We start from the raw sequence: 17,913 nt of genomic DNA on the forward strand, positions 1-17,913 counted from the left end.
TTTTGCTAGCTCCGTGCAGTAAATTCACTAATCGTCTCACCGATCAGATTCATGCCCATAAGCAATTGCTCACGGCCCGGATGGCTAAAATTAAGGCGAATATGAGACGCGCCTTCACTGCCAACCGCACATAGCGCACCTGGCATAAAGGCTACGCCTTTGGGTAACGCCGCCTTTAGCAGCAATGCGCTATCCAGTCCATCGGGCAACTGCACCCATACATACATGCCACCGGACGGAATATGATACGTCACGTCTTTCCAAAACGGACGCTTGAGCAACTCCAAGATTAATTGAAGTCGAGTAGAATATTCCTTGTTCAGCATCGCTAAGTGCTCGTGCCATTGAAAACGCGAGCTGGTCAACAATTGGAACAGCAGCCGTTGGTTCATCGTACTGGATTGCATATCAGCCAACTGCTTCAAGGCGTACATTCCTTCAATCAGCGGCGCAGGACCAGCAGCCCAGCCCGTTCTCAGCGCAGGAGCAACGGTTTTATTGAACGAACCGATATAGAGCACTTGACCGCCCTGACCCGCATGATCCAGCGCAAATAGTGAGGGGTAAGTCTCTGCGAATTTTCGACTCTGACCATGCGGACTCTTGTCATGGGACTCATTTTTTTGCTTCAAATGCAATTCACCATAAGAATCGTCCTCAACTACCAGTACCTCATGATGCCTACACAGGTCCAAAATTTCCTGCCGCCTTGCCGCGCTCCACAAGGAGCCCGTGGGGTTCGTAAACGTTGGCGTGGCAAAAAAAAGCTTGGGTCGATAACGGATCATTAAAGCTTCAAGCTTATCAGGAATGACACCTTCCCCATCTGATTCTACAGGAACGATCTGTGCACCCTGCATAGATAGTACTTGTAAACATCCAGGAGATGTAGGATTTTCGACCAATACCGGATCACGCTCATCCACCATCAGCCTTATGATCAGGTCAATGGCCTGCTGACTACCTGTCGTGAGAAGGATTTGACCTGGTGGTACTCTTACTCCTTTACGCTGTTCCCACTCACCCGCAAGCCATGCTCGCAAAGGAAAATAGCCCTCCGGTTCACCATACTGGAGGGCATCAGGGCCGGAGCCAAACACATCATGGGCCGCTTCTTCCAGCAACTTCACCGGAAACAGCTCTTGTGCAGGCAATTCTTCAGCCAGAGATATAAAGGAGTGTCTTCTCGCATTTTCCCGGATATGACGCACTGGAGAAGCCAACATCGCAGCCGTTCGTGAAGCAAAGGAATATTGCATGAACATCCTCCTTCTCCTGAAAAATAGGTCATGATCTCCGGGCTGACGCATCAGGCATATAGCTGCTTCCTCTGACGCGCATATAAGGCATAACGTTCAATCGCCTGCGCCCGGCTGGACACGCCTAATTTTGCATAAATTTTACGTAGATAATTATCAATGGAGCGCCGGCTAACTTCGATCTCGATAGCAATTTTGTCATATGTAATTCCTTGTACAATACGTTCCATAATAAACACTTCGGTTTGTGTCAATTCGTCAAAAGGCTCGGATGCCATTAACGGCATAAAGGGCCAGTTTCCATACCGAATCCAATCCATCGGCAAGGAAGCAAATCCTTCGCGTAAACCGTTGATCAGATGGATTAACTGGCTCGGTGATGCCTGTTTGGATAACATTCCATTTGCTCCGAGCGAAATTAGCTGCTGAAACAAAGTAATATTATCCTCATCCGTCATAATAACAATATGGCTGTCCGGAGACAAGGCCCGCATTTGTGTCAAAAATGGTTCCGCCGTTCCCTCAGGCAACCTGTAGTCCATTAAAACGATTTCTGGTCGAATGGAGCAAGCCAGCTCCAAGCCTTCCGTTCCGGAGGAAGACATCCCTCTGACAAGCAAATCCTGCTGGTCTTCCAAAATAAGCTTTGTTCCCAGCATACTTGTAGGATGGATATCTATGATGACCACCTGCCATACTTTTCTCATATCTAAACCTCCTGATTTTACAAAAAAATACATAGTTAATAGCGAAAATAATCCTAAAATTGGTGATTACATATGTAGAAATTGCGCGAATGTGAACGTATAGGAAGCGAAAAACGTTTAAGGAAATTGTATCCTAGGACTTCCTTCCGATGCAATCTCTTTTTCCAATATTTTTATACGACTATTTCGCTTTTGCGAAATAAATAGGCCCATGATAGAATTGGAACTGCAAATAAAGACTGGAAATTTGACTTTACACGGGAGTTGAAAATCGTATGCAAGCTTCACCTGAACGTCCTTCTGCCGAAGCTCGGCGGAGCAATTCAAGAAAGGGGTTACCCATAAAGGCTTTTCTGCTATTTTGGTTCATTCTTATTATACTAGGTGCTCTCGCAACCTATCTGTATAGCAATCACTTGAAGCAGCAAATGCTAAACGAGATGCAAACCCATACAGACCAACAGATTCAAGCACTCAAATCTGACTATGAAAAGCAACTGACTGCTCTTTCCAAGGAAGTTAGCGGATTGCAAGGCAAAGTCCAGTCCTTCAATGAACTACTGACCTTCACGAAGGATAATGCAAACAATAAGACCGATAACAGTAATAAACTGTACACCCAATTAAACGAAGTCAAGCAGCAGCTCAATACACTTCAGAAAAAAATGGACTTGCTAAAATGAATGTAGACGCAAAACAAGTGAATCGGTTCTTTATGTTGGCCCTTGCTCCTTTTATCGGTTTGTTAGGGTGTATTTTGTTAGTGCATCCCTCATTGAGCTTTCCTGGGTCTACTTCTTCAAGTCTGCAAAAAGCTGAAGTCACTCTACAAACGCAATCAGTAGGCAAGCAGCTTGATGAAGCCAAGCAAACGGCAACGTACACCTTATCTACAATTCGCCGGACTTCTGAGCTCTACAAGCAAACGACCCAAACGATGAATCAGCTTGTCGTGACTGCCTCTACGCAGTCCAAGCGGCCCGCGGTCATCTATGATCGACGCATCACCGCCAAACTGGGAGTTCCCTATGAGCGGGTAGATAGCAACCGGATTACCATTGAATTGTTTAAGGTAAACCCGGGAATTTATCATGGCTACGCTATGAAGGTCAAACTTAAAGATCCTACTGCTATGAAAATGTCTTTGGGAAGTGACAAATTGGGTGGCTCCGAAACCACCATGCGTGCAGTCTTGAGACACGGAGCTATTGCAGGCATCAATGCAGGCGGCTTTGCGGATGGAGACGGCAAACGCTATCCATTAAGCACTACTGTCTTGAATGGCCACTACCTTACTGGCTTTCAGTCCAGTTTTAAGGATTTATCCTTCGTCGGATTGAGTAACGATGGCAAGCTTATCGGTGGCAAATTTTACAGTCAAGGTGCACTTGACAGCTTAAAGCCTACCTTTGGGGCTACCTTCGTTCCCGTCCTGCTGCAAAGGGGACAAAAAATGCCTATTCCTGACAAATGGAAAGTCTCCCCCAAGCGGGCCCCACGTACGGTCATTGGCAACTATAAAGATGATCAGTTGCTCATTATTGTCGTAGACGGCTACAATGAAAGCGGGGGTTCGGGCGCGACGCTCGAAGAACTGCAAGGAAAAATGTACAATCTAGGTGTTCAAGATGCCTATAATTTGGACGGAGGCGGTTCCTCGTCGCTTATACTTAACGGTCGAGTCGTAAACAAACCGTCAGATGGTAATTTGCGTCCAGTCCCTACTCATTTTTTGTTCTATAAATAGTTATGTGTAGTCTGCTACCAATTAAATATGCTTGCCGACGTACGTCTCTATCCGAAAAAAAGCATCACGAACGAATGTCGTGATGCTTTTGCCTCATTTAGGAGGAATACTGTGTCATTTCTGTCAGGCATTGAGCACAAATATAACGGTCTTTGAAATCGTTCACTTGTTCTACTGACCCGCAGAATACACATTTTGGACGGTAACGCTCCAAAATAATGTGGTCACCCTGAACCAAAATTTCGACAGGATCTCCCTCATTCATTTGATATCTTTTACGCAGTGACTTAGGCAAAACTATTCTCCCCAGCTGATCAACTTTACGTACCACACCGGCAGGTTTCATCGTGATCGTACACCTCTCCTATTGAGTAATAACTTACAATTTCTTACCATGCGAAAAACTAGGTACAAAGACACTATTCTTTATGTAGTATTCGCTGTCTTTTTGTCGAATCCTGCTGATCACAGGAAATTTTATTACATTTTTTCATAAAATCATGAACCATATCAAAGTATGGTACAGAATGTCTATAATATTTTTATCGACCGGAAAGCCAATTATCATTAGCCCTAGTTGAGAAATTTCGCAAGTTTTTAACCATACAAGCTTGATTTAAGCTCTACTGTCATGTACTTTTGAGCAATAAAAGTGAAACTTTTATTAGCAACTAAGGTCCTGGTTCTTTATTCGCATTTATACTTGTTCACCTGATGCTCTTTATGATAAATCCGGAAAATCCATTTGTCTCAGCGCTTCATATACGATAATTGCAGCGGAATTCGACAAGTTTAGAGATCTTACTTTATCAGACATAGGCATCTTGATACATGTATCTGGATTAGCAGCTAACAATTCAGGAGGCAAGCCTTTCGTTTCCTTACCAAATACCAAAAAATCTCCATCCTGAAATGCAATATCACTATACCGCTGATTTGCTTTGGTCGTCGCATAAAAAAAGCGACCTTCCTGATATTTCTCCTGCACTTCAGCAAAAGACTCGTGATATTCAATGTGGACAGCGTACCAATAATCAAGTCCGGCACGTTTTAACGTGGCATCGTCGGTACGGAAGCCGAGTGGCTTCACCAAATGCAGATGAGTTCCGGTTGCAGCACACGTTCTGGCAATATTCCCTGTGTTGGCCGGGATTTCCGGCTCGACAAGCACAATATGTAATGGCATCTCGTTTCGTTCCCTTCATCATTAAATTCATCAGACAAATAACCTACAGTTTAACCAAAGTGTATACATTGAAAACATACACATTCTTCTATTTTAACAAAATCAGACAGATATGAACATCAAACGACAAAAATTTCAACCCACACCACTAAAAGCCTTCCCCTATACACATTCAGGGAAGGCTCTACATTTACTTTTTCGATTTCAAATATCGTGTATCGAAATATATGTCGACGTAATCAACTGTTACGTTGCTTGAATCCGTCCATAAACTCGGCTAATGCTTGACAGTTCTCCAATGGAACAGCATTGTAGATTGAGGCGCGAAGCCCTCCTACGCTGCGATGTCCCTTCAGTCCGATGAACCCGGCCTGTTCGGATTCCTTAATAAATTGTTTTTCCAGATCCCCATTCGCAAGGCGGAAGGTTACATTCATAATAGAGCGATCAGCGCTGTCCACACAACCACGATAGAAGCCTTCGCTACTGTCAATACGGTCGTATAGCAAAGCAGCCTTCTGCTGGTTCACACGCTCAATACCTTCCAAACCGCCTTCTTCCTGAATCCATTTCAGCACTTCATTCACCATGTATATGGCAAAAGATGGGGGGGTATTGTAGAGAGAGTTATTTTTTTCATATGTGCTATAACGCAACATGGTAGGAATATTGTCCGGTGAGGAAGTCAGCAACTCTTCACGGGCAATCACGACCGTCACACCAGAAGGTCCCAGATTTTTTTGTGCGCCAGCATAAATCAATCCAAATTGAGTAACATCAAAAGGCTTGCAAAAAATATCACTGGACATGTCCACAATCAATGGTACGGAACCCGTATCCGGAAATTGCTTAAATTGTGTACCTTCAATCGTTTCGTTGGACGTCATATGCACATAAGCAGTATTCTCAGGCAAGTCCAAGGAATCCACATTCGGAAGACGCATGTACTTCTCATCAGCGGAGGATGCAGCAATATGAGCCTTGCCCAGTAGCTTGGCTTCTTTATATGCCTTGTCCGACCAGCTACCTGTCATTACATAGCTCCCAGTCTGTCCTTCGCGCAAGAAATTTAAAGGTAGCATTGCAAACTGCGTACTTGCGCCCCCTTGTAGGAATAACACCTTGTAGCCCTGTGGATTGCCCAGCAGAGATAACAGACGTTCCTGCGCCTCATTATGAACAGATTCATACACAGCTCCACGGTGTGACATTTCCATGATCGACATCCCTGTTCCCTGGAAATCTACGAATTCAGCTTGTACACGTTCCAGTACTTTGAGCGGCAATGCCGCTGGTCCTGCATTAAAATTGTAGGCTCTCTTACTCAACAAATTCCCATCCCTTCTCTACTCTGGTGTGGATATTATCGCTATGATAGCAGTATTCATAAATGCGTTCAAGACTTGTATAAAAATGTTTTCAATTTCATTTATGATGTGACAAAGTTGTGAATGTTAACATATTTAACATCTTTATTCTGTGATTTTCACTTTAATATTAAAAGGTCCCCGGCATAAGACCGGAGACCTATTTTGAATAACAAGTGTTACCCGTAAGCTAATGTTTTTTATTCAAAGCAGCTATGCTATCGACTTATTAGCAGTCAAAATACAGGCTGTATTCGTGTGGATGAACACGGATGTTCACCGATTTAGCTTCAGAACGTTTGAGCTCTACATAGTTATCAATAAAGTCCTTCGTAAATACGCCGCCTTCAGTCAAGAATTCGTAGTCAGCTTCCAGAGCGTCCAGAGCCTCATCCAATGAACCAGGTACGCTACGGATTTTACCTTTTTCAGCATCAGACAGCTCGTAGATGTTGCTGTCAAGTGGACCATATCCCAATTCGATTGGGTTCAGTTTGCGCTTGATGCCATCCAGACCCGCCATCAGCATTGCTGAGAAGGCAAGGTAAGGGTTAGCCGTGGAGTCCGGTGTACGGAACTCGATCCGACAGCCTTTAGGAGTAACAGCTGCTACTGGAATACGTACAGCCGCAGAACGGTTACCTTTGGAGAATACCAGGTTAACTGGTGCTTCGTAGCCAGGAACGAGACGTTTGAACGAGTTGGTGCTTGGGTTGGTCAAAGCGATCAACGCAGGTGCGTGGTACAGAATACCGCCAATGTAATGAAGAGCCATTTCGCTCAGATTAGCATAACCACCTTTTTCGTAGAACAAAGGAGTGTCCCCATCGAAAATAGATTGGTGAACGTGCATACCGCTTCCGTTATCCCCAAAAATCGGTTTCGGCATGAATGTTGCCACTTTACCATATTGACGAGCTGTGTTGTGTACAATGTATTTATAAACGAGCAGGTTATCTGCTGTTTTCTTGAGTGTGTCAAAACGGAAGTTGATTTCCGCTTGGCCTGCCGTAGCTACCTCATGGTGATGGCGCTCAATTCTCAGACCTGCTTCTTCAAGCAAACGGCACATTTCACTACGGATATCTTGTTGGGTGTCTACTGGCGCTACAGGTACATATCCGCCCTTCACTCCCACTTTAAAGCCCAGGTTGCCGCCTTCTTCCTTACGGTTCGTGTTCCAAGCTGCTTCCTCGGAATCTACGAAGAAGGAGGAGCTATTCATGCCGCTTTCGTAGCGTACATCATCAAAGATGAAAAACTCGGACTCAGGTGCAAAAAATGCTGCTGTGCCGACTCCTGCGGATTGCAGAAATTCCTCAGCTTTTTTTGCAATGCCGCGAGGATCGCGGTCGTATTTTTCGCCGTCTGGCGTAGCAATGTCACACAGAATATTCAGTGTAGGATGCTGAGTGAAAGGGTCAATAAAAACCGCTTCTGCATCGGGCAGCATAACCATGTCGGATTCCTCGATGCCACGATAGCCGGGAATGGAAGAACCGTCGAAAGCAACACCGTTAACAAATGTTTCTGCATCTACTTCGGAAGCTGGCAATGAAATATGGTGAGCACGACCAGACAAATCTACAAAACGAAAATCTACCCACTCAATATTATTTTCCTGAATTGTTTTCAATACGTTTTCAACGGACATGTCTTCTTCCTCCCAATTTTTCCGAACATTAAGTCTTATACAACCCTGAAATGTTCATGATCGAATGTTTTTTTCTGTCGTCATTATAAATCTCAAACATGACACGGGTCAATAGCTATGTAAGGTATTTTTTAAACTAATGTTAGATATGCTTACGCCCTTGATAACATTTGGATAGCACAAAAAGCCCGAAACATCGGGCTTTTAGGCAATTTAAATCTCATTACTGCGTTGCAGCAAAACTTTTATGCATTAATGTTAAACATTGGTTTTAGGCAATGGTACTAGGCGTGTGAAATGTTTTCCCCACAGCAGGAGCCAATATTTCCAAATCTTTTAGTAAATCTGAAAATTGATCCGGGAACAGGGATTGCACACCATCACCCGTCATCGAGTTGTCGGGATCTGTATGCATTTCAATAATTAGTCCGTCCGCTCCGGCAGCAACCGAAGCCTTCGTCATAGGAACAACCAATTCACGTCTACCCGTGCCATGGCTAGGATCAGAAATAACTGGCAAATGGCTCAATTGTTGCAACACAGGGATCGCAGACAAATCGAGTGTATTTCTGGTGTAGGTTTCAAATGTGCGGATACCGCGCTCACACAGCATAACATTCGGATTGCCACCTGCCAGGATGTACTCGGCAGCATTCAAAAACTCGTCATAAGTCGAGCTAAAACCGCGTTTGAGCAACACTGGCTTGCCGCAAGTTCCCAACTTGCGCAGCAGATCAAAGTTTTGCATATTACGTGTACCTACTTGCAGGATATCGGCATATTCCGCACAAATGTCTACGTATTCAGGTGTCATGACCTCTGTGATGGTCAAGAGGTCGTGCTTTTGGCCGGCTTCAGCCATCATGATCAGTCCTTCTACACCAGTTCCCTGGAAGCTGTAAGGCCCTGTACGCGGCTTAAAGGCACCTCCACGGAGAACTTGCGCACCTGCTGCTTTGACCAATCCGGCAATTTCATCTATCTGTGCAGCAGACTCAACGGCACATGGTCCACCCATAATGACAAGCTCGCCCCCACCGATATTTACACCTTTAATGGAGATAACCGTATTTTCCGGATGAAAATCACGGCTTGCCAATTTATAGGACTTCGATATTTTAACCACATTTTCTACGCCTTTCATTTGATGCAGATGTTCAGCCAGCTTGGGCTCTACGCTACCGATCAATCCGATGATCGTGCGATCCGATCCCCTTGATACATGAGCCTGCAATCCTTCTTTCTCAATAACTTCAACAATAGCTTGAATATGCTCTTCAGGTGTTTGAACACCAGCGATAACGATCATTTTTTTCTTCCTCTCTATGAAACATATTTTATTAACCAGTAATAGATTGATATTATGACACTTAGACGCTTGTTCGCTTTTAAGCTTTTATTCGTTAAAGCAACTATACCTGTTTTAGCTATACTCGTCAAGGTTTAATTATCCCGAATTATTCAATATTCAAACCTAGTGAAGCTACCGGATAATATCTATAAATTTAAACGATTGAAAAGCCGCTATCCGGATGGTTGTATCCGAATAACGGCTGTAATCAATCACATACTATTTCGTTGTTTTTGACTTCTCTCGTACAGGAGGCAGCAGTTTTTTCATATCTATGGTTCGCTGAATCTCCCACGTATCCGGGTTAGCCGCATCATACTGCTCCAAATACGTAATAACCTCTTTGGTAATCAGTGTCGGCGTTGAAGCCCCAGAAGTCACAGCTACTTTGGCTACGCCTTCAAGCCACTCCCTCTTCAGCTCGCTTACATCAGAAATACGATAAGCTGTTGTACCAGCAATTTCCTCCGAAACCTGAGCTAATCGGTTTGAATTGTTACTGCGCGGATCACCGACAACGATCACCAGATCCGCCTGTCCAGCCTGCTCAGCTACCGCTTCCTGACGTACCTGCGTCGCCAAACAGATTTCATTGTGTATCTCAGCACCCGGGAACTTCTCCAGCAGCTTCTTCATAATGTGCTTGATGTCCCATTGGCTCATGGTCGTCTGATTCGTGATAAGGATTTTGCCAGCTGGCAACGTAAGACTGTCGATCTCTTCTTCCTTTTCAATCAGATGAACATGGTTAGGAGCAATACCGATAGCTCCCTCCGGCTCTGGATGATTCTTTTTGCCAATATAAACAATCTGGTAGCCTTCGGCAGACTTCTCCCGAATCAGATCATGCGTTTTTGTGACGTCAGGGCAAGTCGCGTCTACCGTAGTCAGCCCCTTGTCTCGTGCCAACTTGCGTACCTCTGGTGATACGCCATGAGCAGTAAAGATAACAGTGCCGCTCTCTACCTGGCTTAAAATCTCCATACGGTTCGGGCCGTCCAGTGTAATAATCCCTTCGTCTTCAAAGGAATTCGTGACATGACTGTTATGCACGATCATGCCCAATATATAAATAGGCCGGGGTAAGTCCAGATTTCTGGCTGCCTGACGAGCCAATACCATGGCATCGACTACGCCGTAGCAGTAACCCCGGGGCGAAATTCTGAGTACTTCCAAAATGAGCCCCCGCTTTCTTCGACACAGTATACAGCTCCGATAACTCGGTAGCTGTGGGCATCCAAGCCTTTACCGGCCAATTCTATGATGTAGTTGCCTTCCTATTATAGCCTATTCCAAAGGCGCGGAAAAGCTGACCGGAAGCCAGATGACAAATGTCGTTCCTTCTCCTTGACGCGTAACCACTTCCACAGACCCGTGATGTTCATCAATAATCCACTTGGCAATAGACAGCCCCAACCCAATTCCCTCTGTCACCCCGCGCGACTCATCTGCCCGGTAAAAGCGGTCAAAAATAAAGGGAACCTCACTCTTGTCCATTCCAATGCCCGTATCGCTGATCCGTAGCCCCACCTGTCCTTGATAAACAACGGCATCAAATCGGACCGTGCCTTCAGGTGTGTATTTGAATGCATTATCAATGAAAATGAATAGCATTTGCTGTAAATAATCCTTGCTCCCATCCATATAAATACCATTCAGCAACGAAAAATCTCCCACATTCCATTCGGCCGTTCGCTCTAAAAACTGAGCACGACGGGCAACCTCACTTACAAGGGGTTCCAGCGCAACGGGAGTCTTATCGAACGTTTTCCCTGTGTCTGCTCTCGCAAGTGACAACATATCACTCACCAAACGACTCATCCGTTTGCCTTCATCTGCCATGTCATTTAATGCCTCCATAGAAAGCTCACGAATCATCTCTTCATCCATATTCGGTCGCTCTCCTGGTTCGGTAGTCCACATTTTGAGCAAAAAATCAACGTTGCCACGGATCGTCGTTAGCGGCGTACGAAGCTCATGGGAAGCATCAGCCACAAAACGGCGCTGTGCACCGTACGCATCTTCCAACTCCTTGTAAAACACCTCTGTACGCCCCAGCATGTTGTTAACTGTCCCGATTAATTGTCCAATTTCATCTGGTGGTCCGTCATATTCAATCCGAACACTCAAATCATTACTGGATTGAATCTGATTTGCCCCCTCAATTACCTTGACCAGCGGCTTCATAGACTTGCGAGCCAGAAAGAGACCTGAAGTCGCAGCAGCAAGTAATGCAAACAACGAACCATATACAAGCACATTTTGCAACCTGTTCATGAGTCGATCCTGAGAGCCCGTGAATTGTCCTACCTGTAGCAACCCGACTACCAAGCCCAACTCCTCGGACTTAATGGGCTGTTGGTAAATCATAAAGGTATCCCCATTTACGTTCACACGCCGGATTCCCTCATTTTGAACTGCTCCTGTCGCTGTAGATGGAACAGGGAAGGTGATATTGAGGTCTTTCATGTTTTGGGTGGTTTTGGTAACACCTGATGTATAATTGTAAATTTGTACATATAGCTGTGAATCATCAATTCCACGTTCTTGCACTAAACCCAAATCCAGATTGGGGACTTCAAATAACCCCCCTTTAATTGTAAGCAGTAGCTGCTTGTTAATCCGTGGCGCCTGAGTCGTAAGCTGACTTTTTACTTCATTGTATGTGTAATAATAAACCAGTCCGTAAATAGCCAGACCAAAAATGACAAGCACTATAGCCAAGATGCTCGAATACCAAGCTGTCAGCCGCCACCGAATAGACATATTACACATCACCTCTTAAAATGTAGCCAGCTCCCCGAATTGTACGAATGAGACGTTTACCGCCATCCTGCTCCGTTTTTTGTCGTAGCATGGCAATATATACTTCGAGCACATTCGATTCTCCGCTATAGTCATAGCCCCAAATTTTGTCCATAATCAGATCACGCGACAGAACACGCTTCGGGTTTTGCATGAACAAATGGAGCAGTTCAAATTCTTTGGCCGTCAGTTCCAAGCGTTTGCCGCCACGAACCACTTCACGGGATTCGTTATCCAGTTGTAAATCCTCGAAGGTAAGTCTATTTCCGTTATTGCCCTGTTGTTCGGTTTTACGCCGCAAAAGCGCTCGCACTCGTGCCAGCAACTCCTCCAGAGCAAACGGCTTGACGAGATAATCATCGGCCCCTAGATCCAAGCCTTTAACCCGATTCTCAACCTCATCCTTGGCTGTAAGCATTAGGACAGGTACCGTGCTCCCCCCCTCCCGCATGCGACGGCATACCTCAAAACCATCGACTTGCGGCATCATTACATCCAGCACGACTACATCAGGCTCAGCTGTCAGCATTTTATTTAATCCCTCTGCTCCATTGGCGGCTGTCAGCACTTCATAGCCTTCAAATGCCAGCCCTCTGCGCAGCATGGAAACAATTTTTTCATCGTCATCAATGATCAAAATAGTAGAACGCATACACGATCGAACTCCTTTATCTCTTCTTTTCCCTCTATTGTAGCAGGAGTACACGCGCGTAGCATCTTGCTACTTCATACAGCAAGAAACGGAAGGGATCTTCCTTCCGTTTCTTGCGTGCACATGTTCATTTTTGTAAAGTTATCATCTTATTGCTGGAGCGTCGAGCTAAAGTCATTTTTGTTGCCAATTTTCAGTTGAACATTTTTTTTCTGCCCAGCTCGTTCGATGTTAAGCGTCAGTGCTGTACCCACTTTTTGTTTTTGAATGAACTGGATCAGCTCTTGTGATGTGCTATAAGGCGTGCCATTGGCTCCGATAATCACATCGTAAGGACGCAGATCAGCCTGATAAGCTGGTGATTTGTATATAATATCCCGCACAACCGAGCCTTCGGTCAGGGTTGTTCCCAGTTCTTTGGCTACTTCAGGACTCAAATTTAACAGACTTGCACCAATGAAAGGTACAGGTTCTTTAGGGATAGGCTGGTTATTTTTCAGCTTATCGACGACTTCCAAAATCGTATTGGACGGAATCGCAAACCCGATTCCCTGTGCGTCTGCACTAACAGCTACGTTCATACCGATAACTTGCCCTTGCAGATTTAACAGCGGTCCGCCAGAGTTACCAGGGTTAATGGACGCATCCGTCTGAATGAGATGCTTGTATTGCGTCGGTTTTCCAGTTGATTCACTATTAATGGTGATCGTACGTTCTTTCGCACTTAGCACCCCGGCTGTTACCGAATGCTCAAAGCCTTCAGGGTTGCCAATTGCGACCATCCACTCGCCGACTTTAGCGTTATCGGAGTCACCCAAAGTTACTGTCGGAAAGTTATTTTTGCCTTCAATTTTAAGTACCGCCAAATCAAGATCAGCATTTTTGCCCAAGACTTTGGCTTCGTAAGGCTTATTAGTTCCCTCTACTGTAACCTGAACCACACTCGCCCCTTCAACAACATGGTTATTGGTTAGGACGTAACCCGATTTATCAAAAATAAAACCGGAACCAATACCAAGCGGAGTCAGCTGTCCGCTGTTGCTACCTTCATTTTCATTACTGTTACTGCTACTGCCACTGTCACCATACTGATTACCGAAAAAGTATTGATACAGCGGGTCATTGTAATAAGGGCTGCTTTGTCTGCCGCTGCTGCCACTGGTTTGTTTGGCAAGCGTTTCGATTTTGACGACTGCCGGTCCAGCCTTAGCCACAACAGATTGAACATCAGCGGTACCTGAAGGCATCACAGCCGGAACTGCGCTTGGAGTCGAACTGGTTGTTCCCGAATTAGTCGTTTCTCCGCTTTCAGCTGCCGCCGAAGTCAACGCCGTCTCGGGTGTGAACATATTTGTTCGGTCAGCTGTATACATCAATACCGTAATGACCAGCATCCCGGCCAAAAAAGATAAGAAAATTGTTTTCACCTGCGACTTGGGCTTATTCGGTTTGAATTGCCAGTTGCCGCCATTCCGACCCGAACCATCCTGTTGCTCAGGCATAGCACGATGGTATGAGGGAGGAAGGGGTCTTACTGCCTGCGGTGGCGTGATCTCAACATCTTTTTCCACCGACTGCCCTTCCTTACGTTGTCCGTCCGATTGAACTGAAGAAAAAGGGCCGTAAGAATAATAATATGAGGAACCGTTCAAATCGTTTTGCCGAGTTACGTTATCGGTATCAACCTGATCGTTGTCGTTCCGGCGTCCGGAGTTATTATTTTTAAATTCGTCCATTGTATATCTCCTCCCAAACCCTATGCTTCAAGGTGGTGTTGTTTAACTGACTTTATTTTGCACTTTAAACCTTAATTCCACCTTAAAAACAATTAAAAAGGAGATAAAACCTTAGACCTATTTGTACCTAACCACTTTTACTCAAAACGAAATGCCCCGGATATAATCCGGAGCATTATCGATTGTATATGCTTTTTTATTTCGTGTTAAAGTTTTCGTCGAACTTTTCATTCGGTGTTTGAGCATTGTTTTGAATTTTGTTGCGACTAGAGTTTTGAACTTTTTGTGCTACTGCACCTGTACCGCCTTGATCTGTTGCAAATTCTTCATCATACTTCTCATTTGGTGTCTGGAAGTTGTCTTGAATTTTATTTTGTTCAGACTGCTTTACCTTTTGTGAAACAACACCTACCGTATTGTCTTGTGCAAATTCCGCTTTGAACTGATTTCCTGTGCTTGCATTGAAGCCTTTGTTCGTGAAAGAACTTCCGCCTTGATTTGGCATAATTCTCAACCTCCCAGTATGTTTTGTGGGATAAACTCATCCCGCAACATAGTATGTGATGTTGGAAAAAACAATATTCAAGGATTATATGGAAGCATCCAGTGTCGCGGTCGGAATGGTTTTATGCGTTTCTATCGCCTTTTGGAGCGATTTCACCATCTTTTCCGTACATTTTCCGTTACCTTTTTTTATAATTTGAACATCCACATCTTTCTTGCCCCATTCAGAATACACCTGCCGGGTTGTTTTAAAATACAAATCAATTTTATTGCCCTTAATCGCAGAACCTGTATCTGCTACAATCCCGTATCCATAACCAGGAATGTACAATATGCTTCCCAAAGGAAACGTTTTGGGATCAGCCGCAATCGTAGACAGCGTGTTCTTGTCACGACGCACTTTTACACCGGAATACGTAATACCGTAACCGGGATGACTTGGCCGTTTGCCAGTCGATTCATAGCCTGCTGTATATCCTGTTGCTGTGACCGTCATGGTCGTAATAACCTGCTCTTCACGTGGAGCTAAAACAGGTGTGGACTGCCATTTCTTATGCTGGACCGGTTCTTTGTGACCGTAAACTTCATTGCCGGGCAATACCAGACAGGTTGCGATTAACACGGTTCCCAAAATCCGTTTCCATACCAACATGGATCTCATAAAAAACCTCCCCTTGAGGCAAAGGCTTTCCAGAAATCCATTGGTTTATACGAACAGATTATTATTTTTGAACATCCTGACCTGGATAAAATCTGCTCAGCTTCACTTTATCTTCAAAAATATGCAGGAGTGTCCGCACTATGGGGGTGTGCTCATCGTCTGTATGCAATATAATGGAAGCAGGAGAAATCGAAATAAGGGTGCTCACGATTCGATCCTCGACCTCCATTTCCAGTTCAATGCCTGGCATCTCGACAATGATGTCATCTGCATCGGGAGTCGGTATCGGCACCATGGCACTATCCAGAATCGTAAAATTATGTCCGCCTTGGTGAAGTACGTGTACGAGCGGAACTTTGCTTTCCTGAAAAAAAACAAAATATTTAAGCAACCCCATAAATTCTTCGTATTGCCGATCTGCCCAGAATTCTTCCATGGCATAGTCGACGATTTCTTCAAGCTCTTTTTTATACGCATGGAGCCTAAATTGAATCAGTCCTTCCAAATTGATCACACGAAGCTCCTTAAAATCCTTCTCCAGGAGAGTGGTCAGCTTACCATGACGCTTCAAACGACCTCTCGGGCCATCATCGTTTAACAGTGAACGAATCATACTGCGAATTTGCTCTGTATCCTCTTTCTCCAGCAGCGAACAGGCTTTGGTGAGAATGAGATTAAGCAGCCCCCACTCCTTGACCTCGATAATATAATCCGCTATTGCCGAAGACATGATGCTGTATACACAGGGGAGAAAGCTTTCAAACGCCGAATTGCTTTCTGTGCCCTTGCAGGTCCATGCCACTTTGTTGTCCAGCTGTCTGAAAGTGAATCGAAATCCGCGCCGTGACATATGTAGCCCCTTTGTTCTACTTTTGACCACTTCGTAAAACCGGTCGGTTTCCTGATCTCCGTTTGTATTGGTCCACACTGTAAACAGTTCCATTGGCTCACTCCTTTCGATCACTGCTTTCAGTATATGGCGGCCTCTGAAGGGTTATACGAAGTGAACGACTGGAAACAGAAAGACATAGTCAAAAGAGGATGATCAGGTTTCAAAAAGCCGGTTGGCGTGTTATAAACAATTACTGTGGTATAGGAAAAAAACGAAAGACGTTTGAATATTTAGGGTGGGGTATGTTAAGGTTAAATTAATATGAATTTTTCACAAGAGGGAGGAGATAAGATGTCAACGATGCTGAACATGCTGCGTACATTCATGATCGTCATATTGAGCCTCGTTCAGATTTTGTCCCTTCCTGTGACGTTTCATGCGGAAGACACTACTCAATCCCTTCAGTTTACTGCGGGATCTTCTCTCCTGTCTCATGCTGATGTTTCCTCGTTAGAAACCGATTCTCACGGTCTGGAGCACCATCCCAAACCAGCTATACGCAAATCCTCCCCTTTACTTCATCTGGTGATCGCTGCGGCCAAATCACTTCCCTTTGTCATTTTGATAGCGTTTGTGCTGCTATTGAGCATCCCTAAACTACGTCTGCCTTTTATTCCTGTCATTTGCAAACTAAAGAAGCAATTGTACTTGTTCCCCATCAAATTTACCTCTAGTTATGTGGCTTAACCTCCCTTAAGCATGCACATCACTACATTTGCATGTCTATTTGTTAACCGTTCCCAATAAGTGTAATACGTTAAGTATATTTATCAGGTTTTCTATGTTAATTTATAAAATTTAATACAAAAAGAAAGTTTTCATGTCACTCCCAAAGCATGTGATTTATTTCCCATACCATTCATTTAAATAACGTATCGTACAGGAGGCTTTACAAATGGATATTCGAGAGTCTATTTTGCCAGGAATCGGGATTAAGTATCGAATAGATGCAGAGAGTGGCGACCGAATTGTCATTATTATTCATGATGATGGCAGGCGTGAGTTGTATCACTTTGATTACGAGGATTTGGAACAAAGTATTTCTATGACAACCCTGAATGATCAGGAAGCACGATTGGTAGCCTCCATCATCGGGGGTATGACATATAAGCCGAAACAGCTTGAAAGTGTAGAAATGACGTTTGACGATTTTATTATCGAATGGTATAGAGTGGAATCTCACTATGCAAGTGTTGGCAAATCCATCGGTGAGCTGGATATTAGACAAAATTCGGGAGCCACTGTTATTGCCATTGTGGAGAAAAAGGGAATGAAATATGTAAATCCTGGTCCTGAAGTGATTATTAACGATGATGCCATTGTAGTTGTTGTTGGGGAACGCGATCAGCAAAAACGCTTTAAACAAATCCTTATGAACGGAAGCGGGTGATT

At 44.5% G+C, this 17,913-nt stretch carries 18 protein-coding genes; 4 read left to right on the top strand and 14 right to left on the bottom strand.

Going from position 1 to position 17,913, the window contains the following annotated elements; translation table 11 throughout:
• Positions 1 to 5: 5 nt before the first annotated feature.
• Positions 6 to 1,259 carry an aminotransferase-like domain-containing protein gene (locus ACEN8J_RS14655; protein WP_029516518.1) on the bottom strand — a complete coding sequence of 418 codons (1,254 nt, stop codon included), beginning with the start codon at positions 1,257 to 1,259 and terminating at the stop codon, positions 6 to 8.
• A 50-nt stretch (positions 1,260 to 1,309) separates the two neighbouring features.
• Positions 1,310 to 1,966, bottom strand: a complete 657-nt coding sequence (locus ACEN8J_RS14660; RefSeq protein ID WP_029516517.1) for a response regulator transcription factor — start codon at positions 1,964 to 1,966, stop codon at positions 1,310 to 1,312.
• Between the two features lie 275 nt (positions 1,967 to 2,241).
• Here ACEN8J_RS14660 and ACEN8J_RS14665 point away from each other — a divergent pair, with 275 nt between their 5' ends.
• Positions 2,242 to 2,649 (top strand): hypothetical protein, encoded by a 408-nt coding sequence (locus ACEN8J_RS14665; RefSeq protein WP_029516516.1) that lies wholly within the window; start codon positions 2,242 to 2,244, stop codon positions 2,647 to 2,649.
• Entirely contained in the window at positions 2,646 to 3,713 is a 1,068-nt protein-coding gene (locus ACEN8J_RS14670) for a phosphodiester glycosidase family protein (RefSeq protein ID WP_029516515.1), read from the top strand. Before ACEN8J_RS14665 ends, ACEN8J_RS14670 begins: the two co-directional genes overlap by 4 nt.
• Positions 3,714 to 3,810: 97 nt before the next feature.
• On the opposite strand, the gene ACEN8J_RS14675 is transcribed toward ACEN8J_RS14670, so the two are convergent.
• The 12 genes from ACEN8J_RS14675 to ACEN8J_RS14730 form a co-directional block, all read right to left on the bottom strand.
• Positions 3,811 to 4,059: an AbrB/MazE/SpoVT family DNA-binding domain-containing protein gene (locus ACEN8J_RS14675; RefSeq protein WP_013309439.1), complete on the bottom strand. Its 249-nt coding sequence runs from the start codon at positions 4,057 to 4,059 to the stop codon at positions 3,811 to 3,813.
• Positions 4,060 to 4,434: 375 nt separating this feature from the next.
• Positions 4,435 to 4,899, bottom strand: coding sequence for a tRNA (uridine(34)/cytosine(34)/5-carboxymethylaminomethyluridine(34)-2'-O)-methyltransferase TrmL (gene trmL / locus ACEN8J_RS14680; RefSeq protein ID WP_023987805.1), 465 nt, complete (start codon positions 4,897 to 4,899; stop codon positions 4,435 to 4,437).
• A 239-nt stretch (positions 4,900 to 5,138) separates the two neighbouring features.
• Positions 5,139 to 6,230: a 3-phosphoserine/phosphohydroxythreonine transaminase gene (gene serC / locus ACEN8J_RS14685; protein WP_029516513.1), complete on the bottom strand. Its 1,092-nt coding sequence runs from the start codon at positions 6,228 to 6,230 to the stop codon at positions 5,139 to 5,141.
• Between the two features lie 265 nt (positions 6,231 to 6,495).
• Positions 6,496 to 7,920, bottom strand: a complete 1,425-nt coding sequence (gene glnA, locus ACEN8J_RS14690; protein ID WP_029516512.1) for a type I glutamate--ammonia ligase — start codon at positions 7,918 to 7,920, stop codon at positions 6,496 to 6,498.
• Between the two features lie 271 nt (positions 7,921 to 8,191).
• The gene (aroF, locus tag ACEN8J_RS14695; protein WP_165145062.1) at positions 8,192 to 9,229 is read right to left on the bottom strand and encodes a 3-deoxy-7-phosphoheptulonate synthase; all 1,038 of its coding nucleotides are present in this window, start codon (positions 9,227 to 9,229) and stop codon (positions 8,192 to 8,194) included.
• A 261-nt stretch (positions 9,230 to 9,490) separates the two neighbouring features.
• Entirely contained in the window at positions 9,491 to 10,447 is a 957-nt protein-coding gene (locus ACEN8J_RS14700; protein WP_165145059.1) for a 4-hydroxy-3-methylbut-2-enyl diphosphate reductase, read from the bottom strand.
• A 111-nt stretch (positions 10,448 to 10,558) separates the two neighbouring features.
• Positions 10,559 to 12,037, bottom strand: coding sequence for a sensor histidine kinase (locus ACEN8J_RS14705; protein WP_341039129.1), 1,479 nt, complete (start codon positions 12,035 to 12,037; stop codon positions 10,559 to 10,561).
• 1 nt (position 12,038) lies between these two features.
• The gene (locus tag ACEN8J_RS14710) at positions 12,039 to 12,728 is read right to left on the bottom strand and encodes a response regulator transcription factor (protein ID WP_029516509.1); all 690 of its coding nucleotides are present in this window, start codon (positions 12,726 to 12,728) and stop codon (positions 12,039 to 12,041) included.
• 149 nt (positions 12,729 to 12,877) lie between these two features.
• Positions 12,878 to 14,464, bottom strand: a complete 1,587-nt coding sequence (locus ACEN8J_RS14715) for a S1C family serine protease (protein WP_495593631.1) — start codon at positions 14,462 to 14,464, stop codon at positions 12,878 to 12,880.
• Between the two features lie 196 nt (positions 14,465 to 14,660).
• On the bottom strand, positions 14,661 to 14,969 hold the full coding sequence (locus tag ACEN8J_RS14720; RefSeq protein WP_029516507.1) for a hypothetical protein: 309 nt from the start codon (positions 14,967 to 14,969) through the stop codon (positions 14,661 to 14,663).
• 84 nt (positions 14,970 to 15,053) lie between these two features.
• Entirely contained in the window at positions 15,054 to 15,629 is a 576-nt protein-coding gene (locus tag ACEN8J_RS14725; RefSeq protein ID WP_013309429.1) for a 3D domain-containing protein, read from the bottom strand.
• Positions 15,630 to 15,690: 61 nt separating this feature from the next.
• A complete protein-coding gene (locus tag ACEN8J_RS14730) occupies positions 15,691 to 16,572 on the bottom strand; it encodes a putative sporulation protein YtxC (RefSeq protein WP_069012824.1) in 882 nt (293 codons plus the stop codon).
• A 240-nt stretch (positions 16,573 to 16,812) separates the two neighbouring features.
• Here ACEN8J_RS14730 and ACEN8J_RS14735 point away from each other — a divergent pair, with 240 nt between their 5' ends.
• On the top strand, positions 16,813 to 17,208 hold the full coding sequence (locus ACEN8J_RS14735; protein WP_069012825.1) for a hypothetical protein: 396 nt from the start codon (positions 16,813 to 16,815) through the stop codon (positions 17,206 to 17,208).
• 208 nt (positions 17,209 to 17,416) lie between these two features.
• Positions 17,417 to 17,911 (top strand): cation:proton antiporter regulatory subunit, encoded by a 495-nt coding sequence (locus ACEN8J_RS14740; protein WP_029516504.1) that lies wholly within the window; start codon positions 17,417 to 17,419, stop codon positions 17,909 to 17,911.
• Positions 17,912 to 17,913: the final 2 nt, after the last annotated feature.

It is taken from the genome of Paenibacillus sp. Paensp38 (assembly GCF_059491915.1).

Excerpts from the sequence above, each read along its gene's own strand:
- ACEN8J_RS14675 (WP_013309439.1), bottom strand. The coding sequence starts at position 4,059 with ATGAAACCTGCCGGTGTGGTACGTAAAGTTGATCAGCTGGGGAGAATA.
- ACEN8J_RS14665 (WP_029516516.1), top strand. The coding sequence starts at position 2,242 with ATGCAAGCTTCACCTGAACGTCCTTCTGCCGAAGCTCGGCGGAGCAAT.
- ACEN8J_RS14725 (WP_013309429.1), bottom strand. The coding sequence starts at position 15,629 with ATGAGATCCATGTTGGTATGGAAACGGATTTTGGGAACCGTGTTAATC.
- ACEN8J_RS14740 (WP_029516504.1), top strand. The coding sequence starts at position 17,417 with ATGGATATTCGAGAGTCTATTTTGCCAGGAATCGGGATTAAGTATCGA.
- trmL (WP_023987805.1), bottom strand. The coding sequence starts at position 4,899 with ATGCCATTACATATTGTGCTTGTCGAGCCGGAAATCCCGGCCAACACA.
- ACEN8J_RS14715 (WP_495593631.1), bottom strand. The coding sequence starts at position 14,464 with ATGGACGAATTTAAAAATAATAACTCCGGACGCCGGAACGACAACGAT.
- aroF (WP_165145062.1), bottom strand. The coding sequence starts at position 9,229 with ATGATCGTTATCGCTGGTGTTCAAACACCTGAAGAGCATATTCAAGCT.
- ACEN8J_RS14705 (WP_341039129.1), bottom strand. The coding sequence starts at position 12,037 with ATGTCTATTCGGTGGCGGCTGACAGCTTGGTATTCGAGCATCTTGGCT.
- glnA (WP_029516512.1), bottom strand. The coding sequence starts at position 7,920 with ATGTCCGTTGAAAACGTATTGAAAACAATTCAGGAAAATAATATTGAG.
- ACEN8J_RS14670 (WP_029516515.1), top strand. The coding sequence starts at position 2,646 with ATGAATGTAGACGCAAAACAAGTGAATCGGTTCTTTATGTTGGCCCTT.
- ACEN8J_RS14735 (WP_069012825.1), top strand. The coding sequence starts at position 16,813 with ATGTCAACGATGCTGAACATGCTGCGTACATTCATGATCGTCATATTG.
- ACEN8J_RS14730 (WP_069012824.1), bottom strand. The coding sequence starts at position 16,572 with ATGGAACTGTTTACAGTGTGGACCAATACAAACGGAGATCAGGAAACC.
- ACEN8J_RS14720 (WP_029516507.1), bottom strand. The coding sequence starts at position 14,969 with ATGCCAAATCAAGGCGGAAGTTCTTTCACGAACAAAGGCTTCAATGCA.
- ACEN8J_RS14710 (WP_029516509.1), bottom strand. The coding sequence starts at position 12,728 with ATGCGTTCTACTATTTTGATCATTGATGACGATGAAAAAATTGTTTCC.
- ACEN8J_RS14660 (WP_029516517.1), bottom strand. The coding sequence starts at position 1,966 with ATGAGAAAAGTATGGCAGGTGGTCATCATAGATATCCATCCTACAAGT.
- ACEN8J_RS14655 (WP_029516518.1), bottom strand. The coding sequence starts at position 1,259 with ATGCAATATTCCTTTGCTTCACGAACGGCTGCGATGTTGGCTTCTCCA.